Below are 20,193 nucleotides of genomic sequence, written 5' to 3'. Positions count from 1 at the left end.
ATAATAGTAATATAAAAATGATTGATTCACCCTTTCTTTAAAGAAAACTTTCCTATTTCTTCTAAAAAGGTTGTAGCATATGAGCCTTTTGGCAGATAGAAATCTACAGTAAGCTTCTTTGTTTCTTTATCATATGTAGTTTCTACTTCCTTGGGCCATATCCAGGCAAAGCGTCTATCTCCCTTCAAAGAACTTAATTCGGTATCATCATACGCTTCTTCGAGGTGATAGGCATCACTTTTGGCTCGTAGGGCATTGGCTCCGCAGAGTAGTCCTGTCGGGGCTATCTTTTTGAGTTCAAATGCTTGGGCACTTTGATGCATATCTTTAACAAAGTTCGTTTTTCCGTAAGGGTAAGGCATGATGACATCCCCTAAAAAGAGTTTAAAGAGCTGAGGCTGTTTAGCCAGGATTTTGACAAGTTCAAGAGGGTACTTGAGTTTTTTTGCTGCTACGTCTGCTTTGTTGGTTGCAATGATGGTAGAGAGCTTGACCCTTTGTCCCAGCCATTTGTTAAAGAGGTGACTTTGGTAGGCAGATACGAGCAGTTTCTCTTTGCTTCCCTTGAGCTTTTTTCCAGAGTGGGCTATCTCTTTACCCTGTAGGTAACTTTTGCTGTCTTCCCCGAAGCGTTGGTAGCCGTAGTAGTTGGGTATGCCTTTACTTTGCATCATTTTTGCGGTGGTATTAAAAAACTTTGCGTCTTTCTCGTTGATATGGTGCAGGATGATGGAAAATCTGTTGCCTTTAAGATGTCCTATTTTGATGGGAGCTTTGTTATAGGTACGTTCAAGTATTTCTATCTTCTCTGTGGTGAGGTTCTTGTTGAGTTCCTTTTCATACTTTTTCGGTAGAGAAATATACTGTATAGTGGTTGCATTTTTATCTTTTAAGCCTGCATATCCAATGTCACGTTCTTGTAATCCTGTGGCTTTGGCCAGTACTGTGATGAGCTTCCATGTACTCATGTCGGTTTTTTTAATTTTTAATATAAGATAATTTCCGTTTCCTGTAAAACTGTAAAGAGGTATCTCTTCAACAAAAAAACGTTCTATAGTTTGTTTAAAATCAAACTGAAGTGGGGTATGGTTATAAGCGTAAATTTTAATGTGATTCATGGGTGAATTATACCCAAAATGTAGCGTGCGTACCCTAAAAGCACTTCTTTCAGGGCGTATTCTTGCCTACGAATGGAAGGGCTTATGATTTCTTTTTGCCAATTGCAAAAGAGATCTTTGCATTGATACGGTATTTAATGATCTTGCCATTATCTACTTTTGCACTCATATTCGTAATATTGATAGACTTGATATTATCAATACTTTTACTTGCTGCATTTACTGCACTTGCAGCTGCATCTTCCCACGATTTTTCTGATTGAGCCAGAACTTCGATTACTTTTACTACTTTTGACATGTTCTCTCCTTTTGAATAAGAAACATATTCATTGTAAGATAAAAAGATAAATAGGGTGTTAACCACATTTTCCGGGAGCACATTTCATGCCTCCGCATTTACCTTCCAGTTTACTCTTGATACTTCCTGACTGCATGCTGTCTAGCATCTCTTGTGTCTCTTTAGGGTGTGCTATGAAATTATATCCTTTATAGAGTGTATAAAGTCCATAAAAGATAACAAGCATAGCTGCAAGTTTCAACATGGTGCCTCTTAGAGATCCTTTTTGTAAAAACTTTGTGACCACACCTAAGAAGAAGAGTGCAGGGATGGTGGCAAGTCCAAAGGTAGCCATAACTATAGCACCCCATAGAGGGCTTGCCGTGCTTGCTGCAAAAATAGCAAATGAATAGACTAATCCACAAGGTATGATTCCATTGAGCATACCCAGTAAAAAGAAGCTTTGCAATGATTTGCTGCTAATGAGTTTTCTAAAACTGTTTTGATACCACCCATTTTTTGAGATAGATAGTTCTGCGGAACTTAAGAACTTGATATTTCCCACAAGCGATAATCCGGCCAGTATCATTAAAATACCTGTAAGTACAAAAAGCACACCTTTTGTTGTAGGGGTAAAAGCAATAGCTTTGCCCAGAAGGCCGAACATGGCACCCAGGATAGTGTAGGTTGTTACCCGCCCGAAATTGTAGGCAAGATGAGAAATGGTCTGTCTTGTCCATGCGGAAGTTTGGTCTATTTTGGTAGAGCTGTAGGCCACGACAATGCCTCCACACATCCCAATGCAGTGTCCTACACTGCCTAAAAAAGCAGTGCTGAGGATGATGGCTAGATCAATATTGTTCATTTTCTCTCTTTGTATTATAATACGTTTTTCAATAAGATGTAAAACTATAGTATTTTTTTGTTAAAATGGTGTTAATTATAGAGTATTTAAGGAAGAGAATGTTTAAATTATTTAAACGCAATGTAATGAAAATGTTCAGAGAGTTTCTAGTCTATCACCATAGCTCTCTGGAATACCGTGCAAAGATCCTGACATTGATGGTTTCTTCCAATGGAGAGATAGATGAATGTGAAAAACAGAAACTCAAAGAGATAGCACATACTATTTATGGTGATGACCATGACAGGGCAGAGTTACTTATAGATACGGTAAATGAATATCACAATAAGATCATTACCCAGAATGGACTTGATTTTGAACATCTTATCATGCTTGTAGAGCGGGAAACAAAAGAAGTAAAACGTTTTGCCCAAAAAATAGATATGGGTATGCTGATGCAGCTGCATGAGTGTGCGGATGATGAAAATGAAGAAGAAGTACTTTTTCAAAAACGTATTTTGGAGTTCCTGCAAAATCTTAAAGAAGAGTATGGAGAAGTGTAAGAATGGAGTGGTACAGATTTGTCATTTTTGGCAGAGTGCAGGGTGTTTTCTATAGAAAGTTTGTTTCGCAGGCATTAATGAAGAAACAGTTTAAAGGATACATCCAAAATTTATCTGATGGCACGGTTGAAGTGGTAGCAGAAGTCTTTGATGATGATCTTGATACATTCATACAGATACTTAAAGAGGGATCCCCTTTAAGTTCTGTGGAAGATGTGAAATATGAGATCATAGATGATGCAGAATTTACTACAGACGGTTTTGAAATCAGATATTAAAGTAGGGTTGGCTTGCCTGTAGGAAATGCCCTTGGGGTATAGCCGACCAATAAATAATAGAGGAGTATATTACTATGGCCAGTGGTTGGGGATGTCAGTACTTAGGTAAGAATGGTGATATAAAAGAGTGGTGCATGAAACTCTCCCATGTCTGTGATCCCGGGTGCAGAGGGTGTATCATCTACGGAAAAGTAGAGTTTTCGCAGCCCAATGTTTCTGAAGAGCAGGAGAGAAAGGTGAAGAAGCGGAGCGATAATCCTTTAGGGGAGAGATAAAAATATGACGTTATGCACCCCAAGGGCATTTCCTCCCGTTGGTCAGGGTACATATTTTTAAGTTCAAATCGTTTTTACTTGTACAATGATTCCAGGTATTTATAGAATTATTTCTTTTCTTTATGTGCTAAAACCCATAATTCAACTTTTTCATTATCTCTGGAATCTGTACGTTTTGTTCTTCTTGATGAAGCTCTTACATCTCTTCTTAGGTGCAATTCTTTTCTAAAACGCTTATTCTTTTGCAGTTCTTCTATGATTGGATGCGTGCTTTCTTCAGCAACTACTTGAGCTAGATTTGAAAATATTAGAACTATTTTTCCATCAGGAGAAAGGTGCTTTTGTGCTTGCTCAAAAAATCTTGGAAATAGTTCCTCTTCATAATACATGGCTTTATCAATTCCCTCTTCCAATGTATGTTTTGCAAGTAACCAAGGAGGATTAAAAACAATTAAATCAGCTTTAACATCACAATTTTCAAATAAATCACCATGATTTAGTGTTATCTTATCTTCAAATCCTAATCGTTTACTTTCCTGCGAAACACCGATAATTGCATTTTTATTTGTGTCAGTTGCGAAGATGTTTTTAAAACCATTTTGGATTAATTGAAATGATAAAACACCACTTCCTATTCCAATTTCTATTGCGTTATTCTTTGCTCCTTCGTATTTCTTTAACCATTTATCAAATAACTTTAAATGATCAAATCGTGTTGGGAAATATGTTCCATAAAAGGGGTGAAGCGTTAAATTTAAAGTTTTAATTTCAATTCCCTTTTTATACCACTGCCATGAGCTATTCATTCCTTGAACTTCAGGAAAAGATACATAAAATTCTGATACATCTGGGTATAACAATTCTAACCAACCAATATCAGGACATTTTTTAACAAGAAGTTTATTATCTTTTACTTTCAGTAATAATCTATGTGAGGCTTCTCTAAATGCAGAACGAAAATCACGTTGTCCTTGAAAACTTTTGTCCTTATGTTTAAGTAAAAGGTTTCTTTTTAGTTCAGTTAAAACTTGTAAACCATTGCTATAAAATTCTTCAACAAGAACATACTTTCCTGCAATCATTTCGACAACAGTCGCCTTTGTATCCATTTTACGATAGAAGCTTATAGCTTCAATCTCTGTAGTGATAATATTTGGTCTATCTGGCTGGATAGATTGTAAATCTTTATTCATGTAGTTATGCCTTTTATCTTATGTTGCAGTTTAATGTATACAGTCTTTGTTCTGGTTTGATTTCTACAATATTGATGATTTATACCAGAGAATATTATTTTTTATAAAATATATCACTAGCATCATTTTCAAGTTCTTCAAATGCAGTATAATTTAATTTATCTCTTGCCTGACTATAAGCACTATTACTAACCGTTTGCAAATCCTTATCAAGCAATTTACTATATCAGGTATTTTGGTCTAATTTAATGCCACTGATGCTGTCCCCGGGGTTATTTAATTCTTTTTTATAGTAATTGCAAGCCATATATAACTGTTATGCCTAATGTATAAGCCCCAAGCAGATAAACATTTCTCGGATTTCCTGAGAGTTTTGGTGTTTTGATCTCTGATACATTTAAAATAGCAAGTCCAACGCCACTAAGATATAATATGATTACAAAAGTTCCATGACTTACTACGCTTTCTAATAAAAATACAAAAACCAAGATTAAGCTATTGTTATCAAGAGCAAGACCTGTATATTTCGTTCCTCCTGCTAAGCCATAAGTACTAAAATAACTTAGTCGTATAGCTGCAGCTGCCATCATTATAAAGGCGCCAAGAAGAAATATTGGCTCAAATTTTCCATAAGATAAAAGTAAAATTGCTGGAGTCACCCCATAACTTACTATGTCTATTACCACATCAAGTTGTCCCCCAAACTTTGCGTCCGTAGGAGTTCTTCCCTTTATTTTTCTCGCGACAAGTCCATCAGCCCAGTCAAAAGCAACTGCCCAAACCATACCAATCATAGCCGCAGCATAAAGACCGGTAATAGAAAAATAGATGGCAAGGATAGTACATGCCAATCCAGAAAGTGATAAAAGGTTTGGAAGGTCTTTAACATAAGAGAGGATTGTAGGTTGTTTCTTTTTTACACTCTTTGTAATTTTTTTTGGCATAAATTAAATCCTTTAAATAAATATTAAACTTTTTTTAAGTAAGGCTGTATTTTAGCATTAAAGTGATATTATACGCTTAATATATTTATTACTAAAGGAATTTTTAAAATGCTTGTATATACTGTTGGTACCTTTGATATGGTACATGTTGGTCATTTAGATTTATTAGAATACTGTGCGACCTTGGGTGATAAGTTTGTCGTAGGTGTGGCTTCTGATGAAGTCGTAGGTTCATACAAAAGAAATGTACCTGTTATCCCATTAGATCAAAGAATGAGAATGCTAAAAGCATTAGGATGCATAGATGATGTTGTTTCTTATAATAAACTAGAATACGTAAGTAACTGTAAAGACTTAAATGTGGATATCTTTGTCATTGGAGAAGATTGGGGAGATAAACCACATAATATTGCCGTTGAAAAATATCTCAAAGCAAAGGGTGCAAAAATAATACAAGTCAGATACAACTCTCTGACCTCTTCAACAAAAATAAAACAAAATGTGATTGCACAATCTCATAAGGGGAAATATTCATCACAGATTGTTGCGTAGATAATATCTAAGAAACAGAGAGAGTATGATAACTTTTGTGTCACTTTTTTTCTTTTTAACTTCATTTACATAACGTGATATTGAAAGGTTTAGCCCCTCATCCACAATGAGTACAAGCTCATAGTGCCTAAAGTCTGTAAAATTGGTTGCATCATATATATCTATTGCATTATCTACAATACAAATAAAATATTCATTTAGTTCTTTATAAAGTCTCTTTGCGTATTCATCGCTGAAACCTACAGTTAATATTCTCAATTTTACCCCAATTATTATGGATGTGTAAAACCTTAAATTTTACCAGATAGTATCTTTTATTGGGATATTTATATCTAAATGTACCTTGTTTAAAAATAAAATTACGAGGGATGAGTACCTAAACCAAAATGATTATTTCATGTGACTTTTTAAAACCTCATAATCTAACATATTTTATAAGGGTATTCGCTATTGGGGCGTTTGCGGACTATATTTGGTGGTCAGGATTACCTGAACCAAATATTTTTCTCAGTATTATACTTATTTTGGGTGTATTAGGTTTGTTGTTATCAGTTGTCTCTGCGAGGATCAGTGATGGAAATAATCTCTAAATAGAATTTTAAATTTTAAAAACCTTATAAAATATATAATATTATAAGGTTTTCTCTCGTAAGATTTTTTCTGATTTTTTCAATAAAAGACCCGTAGCATTTTCTAAATAGATACAAAGCCTTTGTGTATTTAGGGCTTTATTGCAATCCAAACTCCGGCTTATGAGACCAGTGACTTAAAAGTTTAGTATAACTACGCCATCTCTTTCCCGAATTTCTCTTTCAACTTTGCCAACTTCGGCGGTATGACTGCCATGCAGTAGCCTTGCATTTGATTCTGACGGTAATAGTCCTGATGGTACACTTCGGCAGGGTAATAGACATCCAGTGGTTCTATAACTGTAACAATTGGGTCAGTATAGTCTGCCTGTGCTCTCTCTTTTGCTGCCAATGCAGTCTCTTTTGTCTCTTCATCCGTATACAGAATTGTAGAACGGTACTGTGTACCTCTGTCTGCTCCCTGGTAGTTAAGGGTAGTAGGATTGTGTACCACAAAGAAAATGTCAAAAAGTGTGTCTACTGTAATGACTGAGTCATCATAGGTGATCTTGATCACTTCGGCATGTCCTGTCTCTCCTGTGCAGATATCTCTGTAAGTAGGGTTGAGCGTGTGACCGTTTGCATAGCCGCTTTCTACATCACTAACACCCCTAAGCAGTTCAAATACCGCCTCCGTACACCAGAAACATCCACCACCTATTATGAGTTCCTTTATTGCCATTTATTATCCTATCTATATTGTATTTACTTTATTTGCTATAATACCTAAGAAAATAAAAATAATGATGATTTTTGGAGGTTTTCTTATGAATGTTAATGTTGTATGTCCACATTGTCTCAAGGTAAATCGTATTCCTAAAAAAGCGAGTTATGCCAAGGCAAACTGCGGTGCGTGTAAACAGTCACTGCTTGATAGCAGACCAGTCTCTGTAGATGCAGGAAAACTTGGTACCTTTTTAGTGAACAGTGATATTCCTGTAGTGGTAGACTTTTGGGCACCTTGGTGTGGTCCCTGTCTGCAGATGGCACCGGCATTTGAAGAAGCTGCTTTGTCAATGCCTCTTCAGGCGCAATTCCTAAAAGTAAATACGGAAGAACAGCAGGCTTTAGGTGCACAGTATGGCATACAGAGTATTCCTGCTTTGATCATCTTTAAAAACGGTAAAGAGGTTGACAGACTGAGTGGTGCCCTGAGTGCAGGACGTTTACAGAGCTGGGTAAGACAATACCTGTAAAGAGAGTTGATGAGTAAAATATTATTATTGGAAGATGATGCAAATCTGAATGAAACAGTAACAGAGTTTCTTGAAGAAAAGGGGTATGATGTAGTCAGTGTGCATGACGGATATGAAGCACAGGAAAAACTGTATGAGAGTAAATATGATCTGCTTCTTCTGGATGTAAATACACCCGGTATCAATGGTTTTGACCTGCTGAAAGAGAGCAGGGAGGAAGGGGTTGTTGCTCCTGCGATCTATATTACTTCCCTGGATTCTGTAGATGACCTGGAAAAAGGGTTCGAGAGCGGTTGTGATGACTATATCCGTAAACCTTTCGTACTTAAAGAATTACATATACGTGTAGAGACACTGCTTAAAAGAGGTTTTTTCCATGAAAATAAAGAGTTGATACAGATCTCTGAAAATATCGCTTATGACATTAAAAACAGTGAACTGATCATTGATGGGAAAAGTGTTCCATTAGGCAATAAAGAGTCAAGACTCTTGAATCTTTTCATGAAAAGAGAGGGAGAGGTCATTGCACACGAACGTATTTATAAACATTTATGGGATTTTGATGAGGAGCCTAGCGACTCAGCACTGCGTACCTATATCAAAAATCTTCGTAAGATCATAGGTAAGGAAAGAATTGTTAGTATCAAAAAGCAAGGCTACAAATTCATTACTGAAAAGTGAAAAGAAATCCCTTCTTAGATTTTTAACACTTTATGTAGCGATAGTCATTCTTATGATCTCACTGCTCTCTGCTTTTTACTATCAGAGTCAAGAGAAACTTATGTTGGCCGAACAGCGTGCTACACTTTCAAAATATGCGTATATACAGACAAAAAGACTTAAAGTACTGCATTACTTTTTTCCTGAGAGAAATACGTATCCGCGTGATCCGCGATTCAGATCCGCGATTTATGATATAGAGTTCATGAAGATCTTTTCTTTATTAGAAGATGAACATATACATTTTAATGAAGAGATATATATTACAAAAAGTAAAAAATATATACATTTTGTAAAAACATTGGATACATACTATCTGGGTACAAAATATCTCATTATAGAAGTGGAAGATGACGGAGTATGGCGTGAAGAGATATGGAAGCATATTGCAGGTTATGGTCTTATTTCCTTTTTTCTTTTTATGGTATTCGGTCTTTTCCTTGCAAAACTCTTCCTGAAACCTATGCGTGACTCTATCATGCTGCTTGACAGGTTCATCAAAGATACGACACATGAACTCAATACGCCTCTTTCGGCAATACTTGCCAACATAGAGATGATGGATACAGATGTCATGGTAGAGAAGAATAAGAAAAAACTGACACGTATCAATATTGCAGCCAAAACAGTTTCCACACTTTATAAGGATCTGACCTATCTGACCCTGGAGCAGGAGAAAGAGAATGAAGATGAAAGCATAGAACTTCAAACTCTATTGAAAAACAGAGCAGAATATTTTTCTATTTTAGCTGAATCCAAGAAGTTGATATATCATTTTGATCTGGAACATGCAACAATAACAACAGATAAACAAAAAATCACACGTGTGATAGACAATCTTATATCCAATGCGATCAAATATAACAAACGTGGAGGTACAGTAGGTATAAAACTGCGTCAAAATATGTTGATGATATGGGATACAGGGATTGGTATAGATGAAGAGAAGATACCGTTTATGTTTGACCGTTATATGAGATTCAATAAAAGTGAAGGAGGTTTCGGTGTAGGTTTGAGTATCGTTAAAAAAATTGTTGATGAATATCATATTCAGATAGATGTAGAGTCAAAAATGGGTGAAGGAACAAAGGTAATATTGACATGGTAAAAAAAGCAGTTTTATTCATTATTCTGATTTCAGGAGTCTTCTCTCAAGATGCTTATGAGCGCCATTGTGTAGAGTGTCATAAAGAATTACCGACCACCTTGCAGCAGATGTTCAAAAAATACCTGCAGCTATACAGCGGAGAAGAAAATGTCAAAGCAGGCCTTAAACATTATTTACGCTATCCTTCTAAAAATATTTCGGTAATGTCGGAACTTTTTATTGATAATTACGGAATAAAAAAGAAGAGCAGGTTGAGTGACGATGAACTTGATGAAGCAATCAATATATATTGGGAAAAGTTTAAGGTTTTTGATAAGTTGAAGTAGATATAATAGTATAGGATAACAATAAATTATACTAATTAGGAAGGTTGAATGATGATGAAGATAATCACGGTAGTGGCATTGGCACTTTTCATAGCGGTGAGTATGCCGACAACAGTAACAGCGGGAGCAACAAAAGGACAAAAACTTTTTAAAAAGAAATTTCGTAAAAAATGTGGATTTTCCGGTGTACGTTTTGCCAGAAACCATACACAGGATGAGTGGGAAGAGATCTATGATGAGGGAAAATTTCAGGCAGAAACAAAAAAGATATGCCCTCGTTTAAAATTGAACAAGATCAAACCTTCATGGTGGGAACATGTATATGAGTTTTCTGTAAAGTATGCAAGTGACGGAGTTGTACCTAAATGTTAAGGTAAAATAATATTTATTATAAGTTCAGATTTTTAGTAAGTGTAACCTATAGAAGCAGTTTTTTCTTTTCTGCTTCTACTTTTTTCTTTTTATTCACAATCTTTTCACAATTTCATGTTATCATCTCTCATCTTAAAATCAAAAGGATGTTAAATGACTAAAATGACTAAAATAGCAGTTTCTGCTTTACTTGGACTGGCTGTACTTTCAACTACTGCTTCTGCAGATGTAAAAAAAGGACAAAAACTTTATATGAAGAAGATGAAAGCGGTATGTGGTTTTACCGGTGCTAAGTTTGCCGCAAAACATACTCAGGATGAGTGGGAAAAAATCAAAGGTGCAGGTAAATTTGCTGAAGAAGCTGCAAAGATCTGTCCAGGTGTAAAACTAAAAGAGAAATATGTTCCACATATTTATGATTTTGCATATGAATATGCATCTGATTCAGGGAATGTTCCTTCTTGCTAAGAAGTACGGTACTTCTAAGATATAGTTAAACTCGGAATGTTATAATTCCGAGTTTTAAAAATTAATTTAAAAGGAATTAAAATGAAAAAAATCGCAATTGCAATGTTGTTTGCTGGATCTACACTACTTATGGCTGACGGTGCTGCTGCATATGCTAAATGTGCTGGTTGTCATGGTACAAACGGTGAAAAAGCTGCACTTGGTAAATCTGCTATTATCAAAGGTCAGGATGCTGCAAAAACAATTGAGCAACTTCACGGTTATAAAGCAGGTACACTTAACCAACACGGTATGGGTGCACTTATGAAAGGTCAAGTAGCTTCTATGGATGATGCTGCTATCAAAGCTGTTGCAGAGCATATTGCTGCGATGAAGTAATTCTTCTTTTCAAAAGCCTTTTGGCTTTTGAAAACCTCTTTTTCTCTATTTCCCAAAATTAATTTACATACCGTTTCCACATTTACCCGGAGCACATTTCATAGTTGATACCTCTTTTTTAGGTGCTTGCTTGGTATTGTCACTTGAACATTTTGTACTGAGCCTTCCTGTTTTTTCTACACGTACACAGTTATAAAGAGCCTTTGTTGTTGTTGCTTTAAGTACACAGTCCCGTCTGTTGTCATCCTCCTTTAGCTGGTTTAAAATATTCATTTTCTTTTTCACCAGTACTGCAGAACCATCTACCATGCTTGCGCCACATTTTCCTGGACCACATTTCATACCGCTTTCTGTGATGGATTTTGTTTTCTCTTTGTCGCTGCATCCGGTTAGAAGAAGGGTGATGGTGAGTAGAGACAGTGATAGAAGTTTTGTTTTTATTTTACGACTCAGCATTTAGTGCCTCGCTTGCACTGAATTTTAATTCTTGTCATATTTTTTCCTTTCGTAGGTCGGGGTGTCTCACCCCGACGTAAATATGTTTTTCTATATTATGTTTGTATTTTATCATATGCATATCATTGTCGGGGTAAGGGTACCCCGACCTACAGTTTTTTTATGTATGAGATATGCTGTATCTTTTTTTCTTCAACTGTTTTTTCTCATAGATCTCATAAAAGATCGGGATGAGTAAAAGACTCAGTACAGCAGAACTCACAACACCGCCTATCATTGGTGCTGCAATACGCTGCATGACTTCAGATCCTACACCTGTTGTGTACATAATAGGAAGAAGCCCTGCCAAAATGGCAAAGACTGTCATGAGTTTTGGTCGTACTCTTTGTACAGCACCTTCATAAATAGCATCAGAAAGATCTGTTTTATCAAACTTCTCTCCCATTTTCTCACGCATCTCTTCTACACTCTCCTGCAAGTATACGATCATGACTATGGCTGTTTCTGCGGCAACACCCAGCAAGGCCAAAAAGCCCACTATCACTGCTATACTCATGTTGAACTGCAGTATATCTATGTAGATAAGTCCACCCAACAGGGCAAACGGCAGCGTAAAGAAAACGATGAGTGTAGGTATCATCTTTCCTAATGCAAAATAGATGAGTACCAAGATAACCAACAGTACAGTCGGGATGATCCATTTTATCTTTTTCATGGCAGATTCCAAATATTCTGTCTGTCCTGCCCACTCGATGTAATATCCGGCAGGAAGCTGAATATCTTTAAGTGCCTGTATAGCTTCTTCCTTGTATTTTGTGGCACTTATACTTGGTTGCGGTGTAATATAGACAAAGGTTACCGGGGTAGCCATTTCACTCTTTATGACAGAGGCACTTTCACGGTACTCCACCTTTGCAAAAGTAGAAAGGGGAACAAAACCAAGAGGGGTCTTGACCTTTATATTACGGATATCATCAAGGTTACGCCGCTCCTCCTCTTCAAAACGAAGGGCGATAGGGTAGCGCTCCAAACCTTTGTACATGGTAGTGATCTTCTTACCACCTATAGCAGTAGAAGTGTACTCCTGTATGAGGTTCTTGCTGATACCGTAACGTTTGAGGGCTTCGGTGTCAATATCTATATCTATGAAAAATCCTGCACTTGCCTGATCTGAGAAGACGGATTGTGTACTTTTAAGGTCACGAAGTCTGCTTTCTATCTTTTGTGCTACTTCCTGCAGACCCTTAGCATCTTTTCCATAGAGTTTGATCCCTATAGGGGTACGGATACCGGAGAGCAACATATCGATACGCCCACGTATAGGGTAGGTCCATGAATTTACAAGACCCGGTACCTGCAAAGCTTTTTCCATCTCTGCCATAAGTTTTTCATGCGTCATACCTTCTCTCCACTCACTTTTTGGCTTAAAAGTGATGATGGTCTCCAGCATCCCCAGTGGAGCAGGGTCAGTCGCAGTGTTTGCACGGCCTCCTTTACCAAAGACGGTAGCTACTTCGGGAAAACTTTTAATGATCTTATCGGTTTTCTGAGTCAGTGCTTTACTTTGGTCCACAGAGATACCATACGGGGTGACAGGCATATACATCACACTCTGTTCATTGAGCATAGGCATGAATTCCCAGTTGAGCTTTTGGTAAAGCGGTACCATAAAAACAAGTACGCCGATTGCAAGTGCAATGACCAGATATTTGAGTTTTAATCCATACACCAAAATAGGGTGATAGAGCCAGATAAAGAAACGATTCAGTGGATTTTTCGATTCGGGGATGATCTTTCCTTTTACAAAATAGATCATCAATACAGGTACAAGTGTCACAGCCAGAAGTGCCCCTGCTGTCATCGCAAAGGTTTTAGTGAATGCCAGAGGTGTAAAGAGAAGCCCTTCCTGTCCTGAAAGTGCAAAGATAGGTAGAAAAGAGACAACCACCAAAGCCAGAGCAAAAAAGATAGGGCGGCCTACTACCTGTGAAGCTTTGACGATGCTGGCGATACGTTCCTGGTTTGTAAGCGTTCTACCCTGTTTGTGCTCCAGTTTATGGATGGCTTTATGTGCATTTTCTATCATGACGATGGAGGCATCTACCATGGCACCTATGGCAATGGCTATCCCTCCCAGACTCATAATGTTGGAGCCTATACCAAAGAGTTTCATTAGTAAAAAAGTCAAACCTATCGTAAGAGGCAGAACGATAAGTACAATGAGCGAAGAGCGTAAGTGGAGTAAAAAAAGCCCGATGATGATGACAACGATGATACTCTCTTCTACCAATGTGGTCTTGAGTGTATCAATAGCTTTGTCAATTAGGCTTGAACGGTCATAGGTGGTAATGACATCCACTCCTTCTACTTTGAGTTCTTTCATTTTTGCATTGATACGTTCAAGTGCACCATAGACATCTTCACCATAACGTACCATGACGATACCACCGACGACTTCTCCTTCACCATTGAGGTCTGCCATACCTCTTCTTGCAGCGGGTACCATCTCTACACGGCCTACTTGGGAAAGCGTAAGAGGTACACCGTCTTTAGTAGTGATGACAAGATCACGTATCTCATCCAGGTCCTTGATGTATCCTTTTGCCTGCACCATCCACTCGTACCCATTTTGAATAACAATACGACCGCCTGTGTCATTGTTATTGTCCTTAAGTGTTTTAGAGATATCTTTGATAGAAAGGTTGTATTGTACCAGTGCATCGTTGTTTACAGTGATCTGGTATGTAGGTACGAACCCGCCAATGCTTGCCACTTCACTTACTCCATCTACACCCATCAGTGCATATTTGTAGTAGTAGTCCTGCAGAGTACGCAGTTCATCCAGTGTTTTGGTCTTGGATGTCAATGCATATTCAAATGCCCAGCCTACACCGGAAGCATCCGGACCAAGAGCAACCTCCATGTTATCAGGAAGTTGACTTTGAATAGATGCCAGTTGTTCAAGTACACGGGAACGTGCCCAGTAAAGATCAGTATCTTCTTTAAAGATGATGTAGATCAGAGCATTTTCATAGGTAGAAAAACCGCGTACAGTCTCAATGTTCGAGATAGCCAGAAATTGTGAAACCAGAGGATAAGTCCCCTGATCTTCAATGATCTCCGGACTTTGCCCCTTCCATGTCACCTGTACGATGACCTGAGGAGGTGAGAGGTCAGGCAGGGCATCCAAAGGAGTATTCCTCATAGACCAGATAGATCCCAGAATGATGAAGAGGGTAGCCATGAGGACTAAAAAACGGTTCTTAACACTAAAGGATATTAATTTTTCAATCATACCAATTTCCTAATATATACTGTTGATCTGGGCATCTGAGTCCATCATGAAGAGTGCATTATTTACGATAGTATCACCTTCATTTAGACCTGATAAGAGTTCAAAATAGGTATTGTCAAGTGGTTTGACTTCGATCTGTATCGGTTCATACTCGCCTTTAAACTCTGTAGCAAGAAAGGCATACCAGGTACCATTTTTACGCATGGCAGCAGTACGAGGGATGACAAGATGGGAAGCTGTACCGGCTGAAGCATATACTTTTGCATACATTCCCGGTTTCAAGAGCCCTTCATGGTTATCTAACTCTAAACGTAATGTAGCTGTTGCCTCTTTTGGATCGAGCATAGGGTAGAGTAGAGATCTGGCGGCTTTAAATGTGTGGTTTATACCTTTTACTTTTACTGTGAAATCCTTAAGAGTGTTTAGTTTTTCCAACTCATTTTGATAAAGTTTTACCTCCATCCAGACTTTCTTCAAACTAACGATCTGGAAAAGTTTTTTCTTACTGCTGAAAGAGGAACCCTGATTGATATTCTTTTCAAATATCCAGCCAGAGACAGGGGAGATGATGGTGGTGTATTTTTCAACTTTTTGCGTTCGGTTGATACGGTCGATCTCCTGGGAACTTACATTAAGAAGTTCAAGTTTGATCCTTGCACTTTTTACCATAGCAGGAGAGGAACGTTTGGCATGAAATCTTATCGAATTCAAATAATCCTGTTTTGCTTTATAGACTTCAGGAGAGTAGACTTTTGCCAATATTTCCCCTTTCGTGACTTTTTTGTACAGTGTATCGGCATAGAGACTTTCGACAAATCCGGAATACCATGCAACTACATCTGTTTTAAGAGAGTCCTCCGCTACGATGTATCCGTAGTTTGTCTGCTTGTGTGCACTCTTTTGAGTGGTTACTTTTACCGTTCTGACATTGAAAAGCTGTTCTATGGTGGGTGTATGTTCTCTTTTGGGTTTTTCGATAGTACTTTTGGCAGGTTCTTTTTTTACGACCTCTTTTGTAGTTGTCTCTTTCCCCGTACTGCATTTCCCTGCTTCACATTTCATTTCTGCCTGGGCAGTTGTGATAAAGATGAACAATAAAATGATGGTGTATCTGTACATTATATTTCTCCTGTAAGTGCTTTAAGTTTGGCTTTTGTACGTAAAAACTCCGCTTTGACAGCGATGCTCTCCTCTTCCAGTGCCAGTTTCTGTTCAAGTATGTTGGTATAGGTAAAAAGATCTGCACCCTCTTCAATGGCAGAAGAGCTTAGTTCAAGCATATGTCCCAACTGTGGAAGGCTTTTGTTCTGTATAATGTTGTAAATATGGTACGCCTCTTTCAGTTTCGCATAGTTCGTACGTATTTCACTCTCTAAAAATGCTTTGTAATCCAGGGAATCACTCATACTTGAAAGTGCTTCTTTTCTGGCTATTTCCGAGTTGAGTTTTTCCGTACCGTAGAGTGGCAGAGAGAGACCTACTGTCACAGAGGCATAGTCAGGAAAATCAGGACGATTGAAATATCCGACTTTGACATAAGGGTCAGGGTGTATTTCCATATCAACAAGTGTTTTGTTTGCACCTGCAGCTCTATTCTGTGAAAGTTTCATACGATAGGTAGGATTATTTGAGCGTTTGGCAAGATATCTTTGGAGGGAACCCGGTTTTTGCATACGCAGTTTGTCCTTGATGGTTGTAACTCTTTGTTGTACCAAATAAGAGAGTTTTTCTTTTTGAGATCTAAGCAGTGATCTGTAATGCTCCTGACGTATCTCTATTTTAGAGAGTGAAAGCTCTGCACTAATACTGTCTGCATGGCTCATACCGTTCGTGGAAATAGTATCTGTATAGAGTTTGATGTTCTGTTTTGCCAGTTGTATATATTTACGTAAAATAGTGATACGGGCTTCAAGCTCTTTAATCGTGTAGGCTGTAATTCTGATTTGTAGAGCCAGCTGTACCCTTGCTGCCTGGTAGGAATCCAGAACAACATGTTTTTGTTCCAGGGCATAGGTTTTTCTTGCAGCAAGTTTTCCAAACCAGGGAAACTTCTGTTTGAAGTTTATGGCATGATATTGCATCCGTTCCAAAGAACGGTCAAAAGGTTTACGGAATTGTATGTCATTGATCGTCAGTGAAAGGTCAGGGTTTGCCCACTTTTGACTTTTTGCTATACGCTCATCCATGGCAGAGAGCCGATGTTGTATGGTTTTGAGTGAAAGGTGTTTCTTAAGTGACTGTCCGACAAGCTGATCGATACTCTGTGCCTGAAGCAGTCCCAATGTAAATAAAATAGAGAGAAAGATACGCATATTTTGTCCTAAACTATGTAAATTACTTTTATTCTATCTTAATTGTGTGTAAGAAGTGTGCATATAATGTGTAAATGATGTCTCTTGGCTATACAAGCTTGGGGACGAGGGAAATCCTATCATTTGTTGGTCGTAGCGGAGACCGGCAGATGGCAGAAGGTCACGTTCAGTGATCAGCGCGCCTGTTGCACCTTTCTGCTCCACGGGAACGTGCAACTATTTATTAGAGGAACAAAGTGTCCTCCTATTATGATATTTCAGCATTAAGAGTATATCAAACATTTTTACATAAACTTCTTCGTCCTGGAAGTAGCCTGTGCTTCCAAAGGATCATCCGGCCAATAATGCTTTTTGTACTTTCCTCGTAACTCTTTTTTCACTTCATCATAAGTGTTCGCCCAAAAGCTCTCCAGGTCTTGGGTGACTTGCATGGGACGTGAGGCCGGGGAGAGTAGGTGGATCATGAGTTTTACTTTTCCTCCCAGTACCGCGGGTGTCTTCCTGGTACCGAACATCTCTTGCAGGCGTACCGCCAGGACGGGTTGCGCCGGGTTGGCGTAGTCTATGGGTATGTGCGAACCGCTGGCTACTTTGAGCTTGGTGGGTGCCAGGGTGTCCAGTACTTGGGTTTGCTCGAAGCTTAGCAAGCCCAAAAGAATGTGCGTGAAGTTTAGGTTTTGGCAGGCTTTGAGTGAGGTGACATTGGTAAGGTAGGGGGCTAACCACTCGTCCATATTTGCTTCCAAATACTCCTCTGAAAAGTCAGGGAGATCCATGCCGTGATGGTTCAGAAAAGTTACCCTGTCTCTAAGCTGTTTGGCCTCTTTATTCCATGCCAATGCCTCTAAATCCAACGCTTCCAACTCATCCAGTAACACCTCTGACACTTCAGGGTTTTCAGTGTTGGTGATCTGTGTTTCTCTGAGAAGAATGGCACCCAGCTTATGTACTTTTTTGACTTCTACCCTTTGCTGTGTGTCGTTCCAAAGGACTTGCTCTTTCACGGCTATCTTCTCTTGGAGGTGCTCTTCTATCTGTGCCTGGGTGAGTTCTATGGCTTTGTAGATGCTGGCTTCTTTGCTTCGTGCATCAAGGTCAGCAATGACCAAAAAGCGTGAGTGAAAAAGCTCATCTGCTCTGTGGAGTACCGCACCTTTGGCATTGGAGAGCAGGTAGGAGCCTGCCTTTTCGTCCCGTTGTCTGGCGATGCGGTCAGGGTAGGCAAAGGCCAGGAGTACGCCTAGCATTTCTCTGTTTATCTCCGCACTCTGTACAGGTTCTATGCGCTTGGCAAGGCGTAGGATGTACTGGCACTGTTTGAGGTTTATGAGGCTGCTGTCTACCTTTACATTTTGTGCGACATCATGCAAGATCATAACGCGTTCACGCAGGTCTGCATAACCAAAAGCGTTACGGTAGATCTCTTTTTCTGAGAGCAGTACCGCCAGCAGGGAAGCTTCGTAGCTAAGCCCCAGTGCTTTGGCTTTAAGCATCATATGTGCCAAACGGGGGTGCAGACCAAAACGGCTCATCTGCTTGCCATGTGCGGTGATGATACCCCTCTCATCTACAGCTCCGAGTTGTGCCAGGAGTTCTTTGGCATGTTTGACAGCAGAGCTGGGTGGGGTGTCCATCCATGAGAGGCTCTCTATGTCGTCGTTACCCCACAGGGCAAGGTCCAGCAGCATAGGGCTAAGGTCTGCCAGGAGGATCTCCGGGGTATCGTGTGTTAAAAGTATCTTGCTTTTGTGCCAGAGGTGGTAGGCTTTCCCTGCGCTCAAACGTCCTGCACGTCCTGCCCTTTGTGTGGCAGAGTCTTGGGAGATGAACTGGTTTTCTAGCTTGTTCATGCCTGAAAAGGGGTTAAAGACAGAGACATTTTGAAGCCCGGAGTCCACGACTATCTTAATGCCTTCTATGGTGAGAGAGGTTTGTGCGATGTTTGTACTCAGTACCACTTTTCGCGAGCCTTCGGGCGGTGCTTTGATGGCTCTGTCCTGGGCTTCTTTGCTTAGGTTTCCGTAGAGGGTAGAGATGTAGACGTCTTTTGGTTTGCTACTGTTCAAAAACTTCTCCACAGCCTTTATCTCTCTTATACCTGAGAGAAAGACAAGTATGTTTCCCTCTTCTTCTGCCAGAAGCTTGTGCAGGAGTCTATGCACAAAAGTGGGTAACTCTTTTTTGCTTGGTGCCGGGGTATGGGCAGGGAGGTAGTGACGCTCCACAGGAAAAGCACGCCCCTCACTTTGGACGACGGGTGCATCATTTAAGAGCGTAGAGATGGCAGAAGTGTTCAGCGTAGCAGACATGATGAGTATCTTCAAATCCTCACGCAATACAGCCTGAGACTCCAATGCCAAGGCTAAAGACAAGTCCGCATGTAAAGAGCGTTCATGAAACTCATCGAAGATGATGAGAGCCACATCTTCCAGGCTTGGATCATGCTGAAGCTTACGCGTCAAGATGCCCTCAGTGACGATGAGTATCTGGGTCTGCTTACTCTGCACAGATTCCATCTTTATCTGGTACCCTATGTGTTCTCCCACTTTCTCATCTTTTCCATCTTTTTTGCCCAACATCTCAGCCATCCGGGCAGCCGAAGCACGCACAGCCAAACGTCTGGGCTCAAGCATGAGTATCTTCCTGCCCTCCAACCAAGGCTCATCTAAGAGTGCCAGAGGTAAAGCCGTGGTTTTTCCTGCTCCCGGAGGTGCCTGGAGTACGAGACGGGTATGGCTCTGCAGTTTCTCTTTGACTTCGGGGATGATTTGGGTGATGGGTAGGGTTTGCATAATGGGATTATACTTAAATATTGTTAGGATCTTCTCTCGTTACGTCTCTCTTCTCGTTCCCACATACAACGTGAGAACGAGAAGAACGAGGAGACCA

At 39.4% G+C, this 20,193-nt stretch carries 23 protein-coding genes; 11 read left to right on the top strand and 12 right to left on the bottom strand.

Translation table 11 applies throughout. The features are described from left to right. Window positions 1-26: 26 nt before the first annotated feature. From truD to ACZ48W_RS01075, 3 genes are all read right to left on the bottom strand, one after another. On the bottom strand, window positions 27-1,118 hold the full coding sequence (gene truD / locus ACZ48W_RS01085) for a tRNA pseudouridine(13) synthase TruD (protein ID WP_464828954.1): 1,092 nt from the start codon (window positions 1,116-1,118) through the stop codon (window positions 27-29). Window positions 1,119-1,200: 82 nt separating this feature from the next. Continuing rightward, window positions 1,201-1,416 (bottom strand): dodecin family protein, encoded by a 216-nt coding sequence (locus ACZ48W_RS01080; protein ID WP_464828952.1) that lies wholly within the window; start codon window positions 1,414-1,416, stop codon window positions 1,201-1,203. Window positions 1,417-1,474: 58 nt separating this feature from the next. Then, window positions 1,475-2,260, bottom strand: a complete 786-nt coding sequence (locus tag ACZ48W_RS01075) for a sulfite exporter TauE/SafE family protein (protein WP_464828950.1) — start codon at window positions 2,258-2,260, stop codon at window positions 1,475-1,477. Between the two features lie 98 nt (window positions 2,261-2,358). On the opposite strand from ACZ48W_RS01075, the gene ACZ48W_RS01070 reads away from it, so the two are divergent. The 3 genes from ACZ48W_RS01070 (at window position 2,359) to ACZ48W_RS01060 (ending at window position 3,355) form a co-directional block, all read left to right on the top strand. Next, the gene (locus ACZ48W_RS01070; protein ID WP_464828948.1) at window positions 2,359-2,802 is read left to right on the top strand and encodes a hypothetical protein; all 444 of its coding nucleotides are present in this window, start codon (window positions 2,359-2,361) and stop codon (window positions 2,800-2,802) included. A 2-nt stretch (window positions 2,803-2,804) separates the two neighbouring features. Then, window positions 2,805-3,080, top strand: a complete 276-nt coding sequence (locus ACZ48W_RS01065; protein WP_464828947.1) for an acylphosphatase — start codon at window positions 2,805-2,807, stop codon at window positions 3,078-3,080. Window positions 3,081-3,154: 74 nt separating this feature from the next. After that, entirely contained in the window at window positions 3,155-3,355 is a 201-nt protein-coding gene (locus ACZ48W_RS01060) for a hypothetical protein (RefSeq protein ID WP_464828945.1), read from the top strand. Between the two features lie 107 nt (window positions 3,356-3,462). On the opposite strand, the gene ACZ48W_RS01055 is transcribed toward ACZ48W_RS01060, so the two are convergent. Then, entirely contained in the window at window positions 3,463-4,548 is a 1,086-nt protein-coding gene (locus ACZ48W_RS01055; RefSeq protein ID WP_464828943.1) for a methyltransferase, read from the bottom strand. A 287-nt stretch (window positions 4,549-4,835) separates the two neighbouring features. Next, window positions 4,836-5,492 (bottom strand): CDP-alcohol phosphatidyltransferase family protein, encoded by a 657-nt coding sequence (locus ACZ48W_RS01050; RefSeq protein WP_464828941.1) that lies wholly within the window; start codon window positions 5,490-5,492, stop codon window positions 4,836-4,838. A 108-nt stretch (window positions 5,493-5,600) separates the two neighbouring features. Between ACZ48W_RS01050 and ACZ48W_RS01045 the strand changes: the two genes are divergently transcribed. Then, window positions 5,601-6,044, top strand: coding sequence for an FAD synthase family protein (locus tag ACZ48W_RS01045; protein WP_464828939.1), 444 nt, complete (start codon window positions 5,601-5,603; stop codon window positions 6,042-6,044). Here the strand turns inward: ACZ48W_RS01045 and ACZ48W_RS01040 are convergent. After that, window positions 6,027-6,302, bottom strand: coding sequence for a hypothetical protein (locus ACZ48W_RS01040; RefSeq protein ID WP_464828937.1), 276 nt, complete (start codon window positions 6,300-6,302; stop codon window positions 6,027-6,029). The genes ACZ48W_RS01045 and ACZ48W_RS01040 overlap by 18 nt on opposite strands. Window positions 6,303-6,827: 525 nt before the next feature. After that, on the bottom strand, window positions 6,828-7,355 hold the full coding sequence (gene msrA / locus ACZ48W_RS01035) for a peptide-methionine (S)-S-oxide reductase MsrA (protein WP_464828935.1): 528 nt from the start codon (window positions 7,353-7,355) through the stop codon (window positions 6,828-6,830). Window positions 7,356-7,440: 85 nt separating this feature from the next. Here msrA and trxC point away from each other — a divergent pair, with 85 nt between their 5' ends. The 7 genes from trxC to ACZ48W_RS01000 all read left to right on the top strand — a co-directional run bounded on the left by trxC (window position 7,441) and on the right by ACZ48W_RS01000 (window position 11,241). Continuing rightward, window positions 7,441-7,869, top strand: a complete 429-nt coding sequence (trxC, locus tag ACZ48W_RS01030) for a thioredoxin TrxC (RefSeq protein WP_464828933.1) — start codon at window positions 7,441-7,443, stop codon at window positions 7,867-7,869. 9 nt (window positions 7,870-7,878) lie between these two features. Beyond that, the gene (locus tag ACZ48W_RS01025) at window positions 7,879-8,550 is read left to right on the top strand and encodes a response regulator transcription factor (protein ID WP_464828930.1); all 672 of its coding nucleotides are present in this window, start codon (window positions 7,879-7,881) and stop codon (window positions 8,548-8,550) included. Next, on the top strand, window positions 8,504-9,697 hold the full coding sequence (locus ACZ48W_RS01020) for a sensor histidine kinase (RefSeq protein ID WP_464828928.1): 1,194 nt from the start codon (window positions 8,504-8,506) through the stop codon (window positions 9,695-9,697). The genes ACZ48W_RS01025 and ACZ48W_RS01020 overlap by 47 nt, the downstream gene beginning before the upstream one ends. Next, on the top strand, window positions 9,691-10,023 hold the full coding sequence (locus ACZ48W_RS01015; protein WP_464828926.1) for a hypothetical protein: 333 nt from the start codon (window positions 9,691-9,693) through the stop codon (window positions 10,021-10,023). Before ACZ48W_RS01020 ends, ACZ48W_RS01015 begins: the two co-directional genes overlap by 7 nt. A 48-nt stretch (window positions 10,024-10,071) precedes the next feature. After that, a complete protein-coding gene (locus ACZ48W_RS01010; protein ID WP_464828924.1) occupies window positions 10,072-10,395 on the top strand; it encodes a hypothetical protein in 324 nt (107 codons plus the stop codon). A 153-nt stretch (window positions 10,396-10,548) separates the two neighbouring features. Continuing rightward, window positions 10,549-10,863, top strand: coding sequence for a cytochrome C (locus ACZ48W_RS01005; protein WP_464828922.1), 315 nt, complete (start codon window positions 10,549-10,551; stop codon window positions 10,861-10,863). Window positions 10,864-10,944: 81 nt separating this feature from the next. Beyond that, on the top strand, window positions 10,945-11,241 hold the full coding sequence (locus ACZ48W_RS01000; protein ID WP_464828920.1) for a c-type cytochrome: 297 nt from the start codon (window positions 10,945-10,947) through the stop codon (window positions 11,239-11,241). Between the two features lie 63 nt (window positions 11,242-11,304). On the opposite strand, the gene ACZ48W_RS00995 is transcribed toward ACZ48W_RS01000, so the two are convergent. From ACZ48W_RS00995 to hrpB, 5 genes are all read right to left on the bottom strand, one after another. Continuing rightward, window positions 11,305-11,697, bottom strand: a complete 393-nt coding sequence (locus tag ACZ48W_RS00995) for a hypothetical protein (RefSeq protein ID WP_464828918.1) — start codon at window positions 11,695-11,697, stop codon at window positions 11,305-11,307. Window positions 11,698-11,857: 160 nt separating this feature from the next. Next, window positions 11,858-14,992, bottom strand: a complete 3,135-nt coding sequence (locus ACZ48W_RS00990) for an efflux RND transporter permease subunit (protein WP_464828916.1) — start codon at window positions 14,990-14,992, stop codon at window positions 11,858-11,860. Between the two features lie 9 nt (window positions 14,993-15,001). Then, the gene (locus ACZ48W_RS00985) at window positions 15,002-16,111 is read right to left on the bottom strand and encodes an efflux RND transporter periplasmic adaptor subunit (protein WP_464828914.1); all 1,110 of its coding nucleotides are present in this window, start codon (window positions 16,109-16,111) and stop codon (window positions 15,002-15,004) included. Continuing rightward, complete coding sequence (locus ACZ48W_RS00980; protein ID WP_464828912.1) at window positions 16,111-17,304, bottom strand: TolC family protein; 1,194 nt, start codon at window positions 17,302-17,304, stop codon at window positions 16,111-16,113. Before ACZ48W_RS00980 ends, ACZ48W_RS00985 begins: the two co-directional genes overlap by 1 nt. Before the next feature lie 284 nt (window positions 17,305-17,588). Beyond that, on the bottom strand, window positions 17,589-20,096 hold the full coding sequence (hrpB, locus tag ACZ48W_RS00975) for an ATP-dependent helicase HrpB (protein WP_464828910.1): 2,508 nt from the start codon (window positions 20,094-20,096) through the stop codon (window positions 17,589-17,591). Window positions 20,097-20,193 lie beyond the last annotated feature (97 nt).

Source organism: Sulfurovum aggregans (assembly GCF_055385215.1).
Note: the sequence above shows the minus strand (reverse complement) of the source record. Positions and strands in the feature narration are given on the sequence as shown.